Annotated in this window: 6 protein-coding genes; 1 reads left to right on the top strand and 5 read right to left on the bottom strand. The window is 39.3% G+C overall.

Annotated elements, in window-relative coordinates:
• Positions 1 to 28 precede the first annotated feature (28 nt).
• Positions 29 to 736 (top strand): tetratricopeptide repeat protein, encoded by a 708-nt coding sequence (locus tag M9949_11470; protein MCO5252021.1) that lies wholly within the window; start codon positions 29 to 31, stop codon positions 734 to 736.
• Positions 737 to 822: 86 nt separating this feature from the next.
• Here M9949_11470 and M9949_11465 read toward each other — a convergent pair whose 3' ends face one another.
• From M9949_11465 to M9949_11445, 5 genes are all read right to left on the bottom strand, one after another.
• A complete protein-coding gene (locus M9949_11465; protein MCO5252020.1) occupies positions 823 to 1,077 on the bottom strand; it encodes a DUF2442 domain-containing protein in 255 nt (84 codons plus the stop codon).
• A gap of 7 nt (positions 1,078 to 1,084) precedes the next feature.
• Positions 1,085 to 1,507: a hypothetical protein gene (locus M9949_11460; protein ID MCO5252019.1), complete on the bottom strand. Its 423-nt coding sequence runs from the start codon at positions 1,505 to 1,507 to the stop codon at positions 1,085 to 1,087.
• 139 nt (positions 1,508 to 1,646) lie between these two features.
• Positions 1,647 to 3,620 carry a cation:proton antiporter gene (locus tag M9949_11455; protein ID MCO5252018.1) on the bottom strand — a complete coding sequence of 658 codons (1,974 nt, stop codon included), beginning with the start codon at positions 3,618 to 3,620 and terminating at the stop codon, positions 1,647 to 1,649.
• A gap of 103 nt (positions 3,621 to 3,723) precedes the next feature.
• Positions 3,724 to 5,670 carry a T9SS type A sorting domain-containing protein gene (locus M9949_11450; protein MCO5252017.1) on the bottom strand — a complete coding sequence of 649 codons (1,947 nt, stop codon included), beginning with the start codon at positions 5,668 to 5,670 and terminating at the stop codon, positions 3,724 to 3,726.
• A gap of 1,435 nt (positions 5,671 to 7,105) precedes the next feature.
• Complete coding sequence (locus tag M9949_11445) at positions 7,106 to 12,322, bottom strand: right-handed parallel beta-helix repeat-containing protein (GenBank protein ID MCO5252016.1); 5,217 nt, start codon at positions 12,320 to 12,322, stop codon at positions 7,106 to 7,108.
• Positions 12,323 to 12,358: the final 36 nt, after the last annotated feature.

The following is a 12,358-nucleotide window of genomic DNA, read 5'->3' as shown; positions in this document are numbered from 1 at the left end:
TGATTTTTTAATATATCGAAAATTTATCATGAATGATTTGAATAGACTTAATATTAGATTTGATTCGGACGACCCCGATATTTTGGAAGCATACCAACACGAAACTCAGGGGCAATATCTGGACGCAATCGAGCATTACAAAAAAGCATTGGGACGCAACCCCGACTTAGGAATAGTTTACAAGCACATCGGCAACGCCCTCTACAGGCTCGGTGACATCGAGCAATCCGTTCACTACCTCGAATTAGGTGCGGAAAAGTTGCCAAGTTTCCCGACGATATATTTTGAATTGGGATTGGGCTATTACCGGATGGGCAGCTTGAAAAAAGGCTTACGCTCATTGGCAAAATGTATCGAATTAGACAAAAATTTCCTGATTGCACACTACTGGTCAGGAATATTAAGCTATCATTGCGGGCATTTAGCCGAAGCAAGAGAATTTTTCACGCACGTCACGAAAGTACAGCCAAAATTCCTTATCGCATTTTTTCACCTTGGCGTAGTATGCTTACGTATGGGATTTTACGAAGAAGCGGCGACAGCCTTGAAAAACGTCGTTGACAACAACCCCGAAAGCCCCTCAGCATGTGCTTTGCTTGGCGATGCCTATTTGAATTTGAACAAAAAATATGATGCACGGATTGCATATCGCAAAGCATTAGAATTAGACCCCAACGACGTAAAAGCCAGAAACGGACTCGCCTCATTAGACGATTTTGGAGAAGCTGTGATATAGGAGAATTTTTAGGCAAATACTTTATAAAAACGCACATCAAAGAAAATTTCGCACCTTCATATAAATAATACAATGAGGGTGCTGAGTTACTTTACAGTAACGCCATTTACCCAAAGTTTAGATTCGCTGATGTCTAAATCTTCATTCCATTCCAAACCATAGCCACCGGCTGAAATCGAGAAGTTTTTGAAAACATTGAACTCATTCAAGATTTGGAAATTCGCATCACTCAGCAACGGTTCGAAGTCGTAGATTTTGGTGATTTGGTTATCAAACAGCACCTCAATCACATTAGGTGATTTTGCTTTGGCGTCAATGATTTTCGGGTATGTGCTTTTCATAAGCAAGCTAATAATCTCCATGTTTAAACATGACTGGCTTTAAATCTTTCAACTTCCATTCATAATTTACTATTGTACTATCATTAGTAAAATATACTTTTAAGTTTTTTTCTCCTTCATACATTCCATTTATTTCAGTATTTGCAGAATCTTCAATACCTATTTTAGTCTTTATAGATATATTCAAGGTGTTTTCATTTATAAATTTATTAAACTGATTTGATATTTTTAAAAAATTATTATCATGAATCCTGTTATCAATGATATATATACCTTGTTTGTTTCCCAATGAATCAATAAAGTAAATACTGTTACTGTTTAGCCATGTATCATATTCACAACTTATATTAAATTTTATATACTTATCATTTTCTTGACAAGTCAATAACTGTATATTAAAAAATAATATAAGGAAGATAAGATAATTCATTGTCGCATTTTGCCTTCGTTGACGCTCATCGCATCCACGAAATGCTTGTTTGCAATGCGAATTACTTCATTAATTTCTAACATATATCCTCCATTTTTAACTACTATTTTCATTGACGATAACACTTCATTCTATTTTCCTACTCCATATCCGTGTTGAATTCGCTGATTTGCTTTCTTTCGCCCCAGGTGATTAGTATGTCGTCTTTGGCGATTACTTCGTCGGCTTGGGGGTTTGCAATGTACTCAGAGCCACGTTTGACGGCTAAAACGGTGAGTTCGTAGCGGTTGCGGATTTTTAGTTCGTTGAGCGATTTGCCGATAAAATGGTGTTTGTCGGTGATGCGGATTGAGCATACGTCGAAATGTGGGATGTGTTCGGCAATGTCTGTATAGCTTGCTCGGCGGCTGATGGAACGGAGCATATCGTAGCCGTCGGAGCGGATGTCGTTCACAAGGCGTTCGATTTCCTGACGCGGGATTAAATATCTGGTCAGTACGCGGGTAAAGATTTCGATTGATGTTTCAAATTCTTCCGGAATTACCTCATCGGCGCCTAAGGTGTAAAGGGCTTGAACTTCTTGGACGAAGCGTGTGCGGGCAATTATGTAAAGGTCCGGGTTGATGTTTTTGGCTTGTGCAATTATGGCGCGTGTTGATGTTGGGTCGGAAATCGCAATGACCAATATTTTTGCTTTTTTAACTGAGGCAAATTCGAGTATGGCTTCGTTGGAGGCATCGCCATAGTGAATCGGTTCGCCGTTTTCTTTTTCATTTTTGACGGTAATTGGGTTCATTTCCAATACAATGTATTCGAGTCCGGCGATTGAGGCAGCTTTGGTCAGATTTCGTCCGTTTAGTCCGAATCCGACAATTATCATGTGGTTTGACAATTTCTTGGGTTGTTCGCCTTCGGTTTGGGCGCGGTTATTATATTTTTCGAAAATTTTAAGTTTGCCAATTGCGGATGCGATTTTGGGAGCGAATTCAAAATATAGTGGTGTGAAAAGCATACTGATAACGGCAACTGCTATTACTTTGCTGTAGATATCGAAACTAATTATTCCGCTGTCTAAGCCTATTTTGGAAAGGACGAATGAGAATTCTCCGATTTGTGCCAACATTAGACCGACGAGCATGATGATTCGGACGGGATAGCCCAAAACTAAAACAGCAAGACTAAGGCTAAAGAATTTGACAATTAATACAATTAGAGTTGCTAATAGCACAAATTCCCAATTTTCGAATACGAGACTTACGTCGAAAAGCATTCCGATTGATATGAAAAAGATGGAACCGAAGACATCTCGCATTGGCTCTACAAAGCTGAGTGCTTCGTGGCTATAATCGGATTCGGAAATGATTAATCCGGCGAGAAAGGCACCAAGTGCGAGTGATATGCCAAGTACGGAGGACAACCACACAACTACGAGTGCGATTAAAATGATGATGAAAAAGAAGAGCTCTTTGATACGGGTTTTGGCTACGGCGAAGATAAGTTTTGGCATCACAAATTGAATTGAAATGTATAGAAAGGCAAGAATTCCAACTATTTTCGCAATTAGAAGCACTACCGATAAAACGATATTTTCTGACATCCCTGCCAAAAGTGGGGTAACTAAAAACATTGGCAGAATTATAATATCTTGGAAAATCAAAATGCCGAGAGAGATTTTCCCTTGCGGAGTATCGAGAGCACCGTTGGAAATCAGTAATTTCAGTATTATAGCGGTGGAACTCAATGCGACAAGGAATCCTAAGAAAATGGCTACGTTTACTTCAAAGCCGATTCCATAGCTTATTAGTGCAATCACAGCAATTGTTGAGAATACTTGAAGTGAACCGCCTAATAAGATGATTCGCTTTAGATTGAGCAATTTGCTAAGCGAGAAATCAATCCCAATCGAAAAAAGGATTAGGATAACGCCTATTTCAGCGAAAATATCAACTTCTTCTTCCATTCCGATTAGATGGAAACCGTTTGGACCAATTAATAAGCCCGTCAGCAAAAAACCAACTATAGGTGGAATTTTGATTCTATTGAAGATGTACACAACGGCTATCGAAAGCGTGAATACAATCAATAAGTCTAATATCAAACTTGTATCGTGCATGAATTCAATATAATATATTTCTTAATAATACAATGCAAAAATAATATAAAAGCAAAAAAAAACCCGCTCAATTGAGCGGGCTTTTAAATGCTTTAGTTCGCGATTATCTTGCGATTTGGAACTTCTGAATAGCTGATACATCTTTACCGTTTACGGAGATGATGTATGTACCGTTAACAAGTTTGTCAACCGGGCAGCTAAATTCGTTAGCGCCAACACCCAACATGATACCATTTGCTATTACAGCAACTCTGTTACCGATTACATCGTAGAGTTCGATAGTAGCATCTTGAGTAGTGTTAGTGATAACTTTGAAAGTAGCTTCATTGTTGATAACTTGAACAGGAGTTACGCTGAATTCAGCCGGACCTGCAATGATATCGTCAGTAATTGTAATTTCTGATTCAGCAACATCGATGCGTGTGCCGTCATAAGCAACTGCAGTCAATTGATACAAGTATGTTCTGCCAACTTCGAGAGTTACGGTGTTGTCAGTATATTTGTAAGTTTGACCTGTAGTAGTGTTGCCGGCAGCAACGAGTTCTTCAGCATTCATATAAGTACCTACGAGCATTGGATTCATGCTTGAACCTTCAGTAAGGTCAATTCTCGAAACTTCGAAACCTGAGATATTTTGTTCATATTCAGTATTCCAAGAAACGATTCCTTTACCTTTGCCTGATACAACATTGAAGTTTTCAACGATGAGGTCAAACAAGTTGTTTCCATCTGAGCAAGTAATCTTACGTGAACGCGGGTTGAATGATGCGTTGTCAGTTAAGTATCTTTCTAATCCGCCAGTACCGTTAAATTCGTAAACGCGGAAGTAGTATGTTTGGTTAAGAGTTAAACCACTAACTGTTATTGTATTTCCACTGCCATTGATAACTGCAAGAACCTTTGTATCAGTTCCGAGAGTACCGGCAAGTGAGAAATCAGTATTAGCAAGTGCTGAATAATCAGTCAAGTCAGTTGGTAATTCAGGTAAAGAACCGTCACGACCTACAACAAGTCTGGAAGCACCGTCACCGTTAGTCCATTTGAATTCAGTATTGTTAATACATGGAACGCCAACCCAAAGGATAATCTTAGCTTGTGTAGTCGGAGGAGCTACGTTAAGAACGAAGTCATTCGATTCACCGGTTAAGACACCAGCTTGAGCAGTTGAAGCAACTAAGTTTGCATTCAAAATACCGTTAGCATAAGTCCAAGTGATTGTCATTGGAGTGCCTGCTGTACTTGCAGCACCGTTAGCAATTGTTGTAGAACCGGCATCAACTGATACTGATCCAAGAGCCGGGTCACCGGCGATTGAAACGCCAAATCCTGCAAATGGGTTAGCAATCGGGTCGCCAGCACGGTCAAGCAACATTACTTCGATTTCAAGTGGAGTTGTTTCGTCTGATTGTGTAAATGCTACACCTGAAGTTTGGTCAGGAATACCATTCATTGGAGTTGAAGGTTCGTCAGTATAGAATGCCAATTGGTAAACTTGTCCAACAGCACCTGGTAATAAGTAATCTTCAGTACCAGAAGCACATTCGTTGAACTCGAATACATAAGCATAGTAAACTACGCCTGCAGTCAAACCATCAACATTCAACGGACCTGATACGTTACCTGTTGCAACAATCCAGTTACCGGTTGTAATTTCATTACCACCAGATAATGTAGTGCTTGCAACACCGCTATAATCATTAAAGTCTGCTGGTGACCAAACAGTAGCACCGTCTTCAACGATTGTTACTAATCTACCATTACCATCACCATTAGTCCAAGTAAAGTCGAAATCATTGTCATCGTTAGCTGTAAAGTAAACAGCGCTCGCTTGAACAGTAGGTTCGGGAACTTTACCAAATCCTTCAACTGCTATCGAACCAACCATGATGTCAGTATTACCCGGACATAATTCGTTAGAAGCAATTGTAATATCTTCATCAATAACTCCACAAACTGTGGCGTTGAAACGAATATCGATATCTCTTTCAAAGGAACACCTGAAGTGCCAAGATAAAGTGTCAAACCTAAGTTCTGAACACCAGTAACCCAATTACCACCGATAAATGCTTCGAAGTCGGCAGGAATTGTCATTGCAATGTCAGCGTCTAATTGATAATAAGTCAATCTCAATGTTTCAGGTGAAGTTGGTGTTCCAAGGTCGCCTGTACCGAAGTCACCGCTGAATCCACCTAACCATGCCATATTTGTAACAGTTGGGTCTAAAGTAACGATATTCGAAGGAGTACTCCAACCGGAAACACCACAAGCATTAACAGCTTGAACTCTGAAGTAGTAAGTTGACGCAGGGTCAAGAATACAATCAGTCATTCCTGTAAATGGTGAAGCACCAACGCCTGTAGTTGAGAATACGATATTAGTAAATCCGGCATCATCAGCAACTTGGATATCCCAAGAAAGTGCATTCGGGTCAGCAGGATAAGTTACATCGAATTTATGTGACAAGATGTTTTGTGCACCAATTGGGTTAGGAACAGTAGGAACTGTGAAGATACCCATATTTGCAGCAGTAGTATTAACTGTACCACAAACACCGTTATCAAGAGCAACTCTTACATCCCAGCCATTGATTGCCACATTTACATTAGCAACATCTAAAGTAGTTGTTCCACCTATTGTTGTGATTGTAGGAATGTTGAACGTGTTAGCTGTTAATGAAACGCCATCAACAACATCAGCCCAAGTAACACCATTCCAGAATTCCCAAGTTACAGTAGCGGTTGTTGGAGTGAAATCCACAACATATTGTAAATCACCGAATTCACAAACATCATCATCTAAAGGATTAGTAACTACAACAGGTAATTCATCAACATTGATTGTGAAGCCTTCAGTATCTGAGCAAGTACCGTTTGAAGCAGTTACTCTAACTTGATAGCCATCCCACAATAAACTAATACCATCTAAATTAAGTGTTTCGTCGCCTGCACCTGTGAATGATACTGTTGTACCATTAACAACGCCTGCACCAAGTGATAACCAACCACTTATACCGTCATCATATTCCCAAGTCACAGGTGTATTGTATGGGTTAGTAATAACAGCTGTGTAGCTATTATTTGAACCTTCGCAAACTGTAACAGGAGAAGTAAATGCAGTTACGATTGGAGCCAACAAGATGTCAAGTTGTGCTGAGTTTGAAGTTGTAATACATTCGTCGCCTTCGCTACCTTCGTTTGTATAAACGATTTGTACGTAGAAGTTATCCCAAGTATTATCAACCGGAGTAATAGTAAGATTTTGAGTCATTGCACCTGCAATTTCAGCAGTTCCACCCATGTAAACAAATGCAGCGCCGTCAACGAGGTTAACCCAAGTTGAGTTATCGTCACTTATTTGCCATTGAACACTAGTGAAAGGACTGCCAATTGCATCAACATCAATTGCTGTTCCTGCACAAACTGTAACAGGGTCAACAATAGGTTGTTGTGAAATAACAGGTTGTTCGATTACTTCAAGGTTAGTTTCTACTGTCGGAACAACAGCACAGTCACCATTTTCCATATAGCACGGAAATCATATCCGTTCATAGCCAAAGTAGCGCCGGTAATTGTCATTGTTTGAGTAGCTGAACCGGAAATAGTAGCACCAACTAATAAACCGTCTGCTAATGAATTCCATACACCATCAAAATATTCCCAACCAATAAAGGTTAAGTTATTTGGTGAAGTCCAAGGACCGCCATCATCAGCTTGGAATGTTACGTTAGCACCTTCGCATACACCAGGAGCTTCATTATCAACAACAGCAGGAGCAGTTGTGTAAGGTTGCAAACCGGTCAACATAGCATCGTAGATTTCAAGTTCGATTGCATTAGTATTAAATTCAAGACCTAAGTCGCAAATTGAATTACTAGTGTAAACCGCACGAATGAAGGTTCCGTTGTCTAAATAGTTTAATGTAATTGTATTTGAAGTACCACCAGTAGCAGTTGAACCGCCCGGTAATGTAGTAGTGAAAGTTGTCCAACCACTACCGCTATCATATTCCCATCTGTCAAATGAAGCATTTGGATAGCTATTTGGAGCAGAAACTAAAGTTACGGCGTTACCTTCGCAAGTCGGCATAACAGCAGGTGTTTCTGTCAAAGTTACATCTGTTACTTCGTCAACTTGGAATCTAATTGTTTGCATGTTGTCATATTTGTAAGCAACTTTACCGTCACCATCATAAGCTGATACTAAATAGTAGTCTGTGTTAGCAGTTCTTGTTCTATCAGTAAATGCATCTGTTGATGGAGTAGTAAATGTCTTAGTATCATTGTTTTCTGAATATTTTATAATCCAACCGGAACCTGTATAACGACCATAGTTCTTAAAGTGCAATCTGACGTTGTTGGCTGTCCAACTGTTAGCGCCATCATCACAAACTTCTGCAACATGACCGCCTAACAAATTATCACCGTTGTAATTATTTTGAACTACATAAGCGCCAAGTACACCATTATCTCTTACGATATTGTTGTAAATGTCAGCTGGGTCGTAATTACCGTCTGAATCTGTATAAGCCCAAACTCTGTTTGGTTGATTTAAAACGTTACCTGCGAATGTTGCATTAAAGTCTATCGTCATATAAACAGCAGGCATAGTTTTACGAGTTCTTGGATTCAAAGTGTTTGGTCCAAGATTGTAGTTAGCCATACCGTCAGCTCCTGATTCCATAGAGGCAAGAGGAGTTGAACCGTCACCATAGTTAAAGTTAGCAACGAAGAATTCGTAGTAAGTACCTTGTTCTAAGTTATTAACATTAGCGTTAAATATAGTACCTGCTCCGTATTCACCAATTTTAATTACTCTTACACCATTAGGAACTGCGTCTCCATGGAATAATGCAGCATCCCAATCGAAATTCGGGTCAACCATATTAACATTACCATCAGCAAAGTTCAAGTGACCAGGATTACAAGTCCAAGGACCATCTGGTGATGGAGGACAAGTATAAGGAACGTAAGTAGAAATCGGAGTTGGAGTAAACGACGACGGAGCAGCAATCATTGTACCTTCGCGAGCAAGAATGGCATAGAATTGTGCATCTGCGTCATTTCTTGTCCATTTGAAGGAAATGCTTCTGTCTGTAGTAGTGTACCACATGATGTTACGAGCTTGGTTTGGTTCATCTGACAATGCAAATGAAGTTGGACCTGAGAAAATTGCCCAATCAGTTTGACCTGTTTCAAGGTCAAAATTTGTAACTTGAATACCGTCAGAACCATTCCATGATGAATTTGATTTCTTAGTAGTCCATTGTGTTGCCACAGGATCCATATCCCAATAAGCACCGTATGAAGTAATATTATCAAAGTTAACATCATTCATTGAGTTATCGTAAACTCTTAATTGCATTGCAAAGTTAGGACTAGTTCCGGCATTGTTAGTGAAATCAACTGACCATAAGTTGTTGATGTCAAATCCGTTTTGTCCCATACCCTTAGCAGTTACAGGGTCAACTCCCATTGCTCTAACTTTTAAGATATTGTTTTGAGCTAAAGTAAAGCCACCGCTGTTCACTACGAATTCGGCTGGAGTGCCTGTTGTAGCGCCTAGACCAATGATAGGGAAGTTATTTATACCGCCGGTTACGACGTTTTCTTTAACTAAATAACCATCACCAATTGTAGCTACTTGGCAACTAACACCAACATTGATGAAGTAACCTTCAGTTATATGACCTTCGACTGTAAAGTCGTGGTCAGCTAATATTAACCAACCTTGGCAACCAATATTGTCAAGAATCAAGTCACCTTGAACTCTCATTGGTGAATCCATCACTAAGTCATATGAGAAAGGACCCGTTAATTCAAAATTACCGCTTAAACCGATTTCATTAGTAGCTGTTTCAGCTGATAAGAACCAAGTATCAGCACTAATCCAATCAATAGTAACTGATTCGTTTAAGAAGCCCGGAGTTCCACCTGTTGTGTAATCATCATGTACGAAAATGAAATCATATATATAATTTACAACGTTCGGGTCATCCACAGCCATTTGTAAGCCCGGGAATATAATGAATTGGTCTAATGGGTCACCAGTATTGTTAACCCAAACTCTAATACCACCGTCGCAAGCATCCATTGGGTCAAATCCAAATGTAGCATTGTTATTAGCGCCTGATAACCAAGGAGCCATATAAACTCTGTCACTTACAGTAGCACCATCGCCACCCGGGTTAAGAGCATAAGTAGGACCATTGATTGAACCCCACCAGTTACAAGTAGCTGAGATAGCTGAAGTGTAAGTAAGAAGTGGAGTAGGGTTTTGGAAACCAACTGAAGGCATTGTATTAGCACCATCAAGCGGGTCAACACCAATATAGTTTTCAGTAAACATGATGTCTGTTGTCCAATCATTTACAACTGCATCATCAGGTGTTCCTGTTGGGATACCGAAAGCAAATTGGTCAATAGTTGGATAATCGTAGAATACGTTATTTGCAATATAGATGTTTTCCAATTGTCCGCCGGCACCGAGTAAACCAACACCTGAAGCTATTACGCCTGCTTTTGCATCAGTAAACTCATTGAATGATACCATAATACCAGCAATATCAGTATTGTCAGCAAAAATATTTACTGCGCCACCGATTATTTCGTTATTATCAATCAATATGTCTGAATGAGGACCACCAAATAGACCGTTTGTCACATTTACTGCAATCGGGTCATTAGCCGGAGTTGACAAACTTGCATCAAACAAGTTGTTAGAAATAGTCCAGTCTGTAGCGTAGCCGTCAATAAAATTAATTGAAGCATCATCTTCATCACCAAGGAATGTATTTTGATTTACTGTTACTTGGTCAGCTGCACCTGTTACGTACATACCGTCATCGAAATTACCGGCATAAGGAGCAGTTTGATTTCTAGCATCAAAAGTGAAACCTTGAATTGAAATTTCTTGAAGTGTAGTTATCTGAGCATTAAAAGGTGAACCAACTACATTATGTGTAATAAATAAAGGACCATTAGCATCAGCACCTTTAATTGAAGGAACCCAAGCATCAGCAGCTGAGCCTTGCGGATTAATCAACCAAGTTGCAAAATAGGGAGTCATTCTATTTTTACCAATATATCTGACTTCATCATTACTTGCATAGAACAAGTCTGCCCAGTTACCACCATAAACATATACACCTTCATCTGAACCTGTCAAAACATCAGCATCAACAGAAAGCATGTTTGCATAGAAAGCTAATGGAATGTTTGCAGCATTTGTTCTGATGATTGGAGCAAATCTTGCACCTGCAATCATCGAAATGTTTGGTGTCATCAAAGTCAATCTGTAAGGTAAGTATTCAATTTCTGAATTAGCGTTACCGTCAACAACTGCGTTGCCTTGAGTAGTTCCTAAATCAAAGTAAGCATTACGTTGTGACATACCAAGACCCAAATCGCCTAAAGAAGCAGGACCTGCGTCATGACCCCAGTAGTTGTTTTTAGCTGAAACCATCGAGGCAACGTTCGGGTTGTAAATCAAACCTGCAGTAACGTTATCATAGATAGCGTTGTCACGGATAATAGCAGCCGAATAATCATCGCCTACACCAGCAACACCAAGTTCAATACCGTACCCGTTTAAGTAGATTTGGTTATATTCGATTGTCAAGCTTCCTGCTCCAATACCTGAAGAGAAAATACCTGCACTTGCGCCTGTATTGTTCAAAATCACGTTGTATTGGATAGTTACGTCACTTTCATCAAGTAAATAAATACCATAATGAGAAACATTAGCACCATCGATTACGTTGTTAATCAAGTTAGCTATTGGTGCAATACTGACGTTTTCTATCATAATAGCTGCATGTTCGATTTCAGTGAAATCAGAATTTTCAACTCTTACGTCAACGTTGTCAACAGCATAGAAACCGAAGCCATCATTACCAAAGTCTAAGCCGGTCATTGAACCATTATAGAAGCTCACAGTAGCTAAATTAACTGCATTACCTTCAACATAAATTCCTGCAAAGACATCTTCATCTTGACTAATAAATGTGCGGTTATCTTCTAAATGTAAGTGATATAATGAAATTTCAACTGTTTCACCTACATTAGCACCACTAGCAAAATAGAACATATATGGGTTTGCATAGCCGCCATTAGCATTTAATTGGTCGGGTCTGAAATAGGTACCACCATTAACATCACCATAAATACTTACTTCATAAGGAAGTGTTGGTTGTTGAATAGTGTTTGACTCAACAAATTCACCTTCAGTGATAAAGATATCTTCACCGGTTGGTGTATTTTCAAGAGCAATTACTAATGAAGCATAAACATCACCAAGTGAGTTTACAATTGGAGCAAATTGGTCGCCTGTAAATGAACCCGGTCCCATGTTAACATTGAAGTTTTGCCACCAATAAACAAATTGAATGTAATCAGCTTCGTAAAGTACACCACTCGGAGATGCAGCATTATTAACATCATAATTATATGAGTTAGCAATTACAGGGTCAAGTGATGTAGAATTATCATTCCAAGCCGGAGCAGTCATCAAAGCTATTGGACCATCATCAGTGTCCCAGTAGTTGTTTGTTGCATCAATTTGACCGGCGTAAGGAGGTGTACCATCAAGTCTGATAGATGATGAACCGATATTAACGAACCAGTTTTCATTGATAAAGATATTTGGCAATGTAATTTCAGAAGGCTCTACTTGGAAATTAATTGCTCTAGTAATATCTTCAAACAAATTTTGTTCGATTGAAATCCTTTGCAAGAGCTTACA

Origin of the sequence: Candidatus Kapaibacterium sp. (assembly GCA_023957315.1) — a bacterium.
GTDB lineage: Bacteria > Bacteroidota > Ignavibacteria > Kapaibacteriales > UBA2268 > PGYU01.
This window is presented reverse-complemented; position numbering and strand designations above follow the sequence as displayed.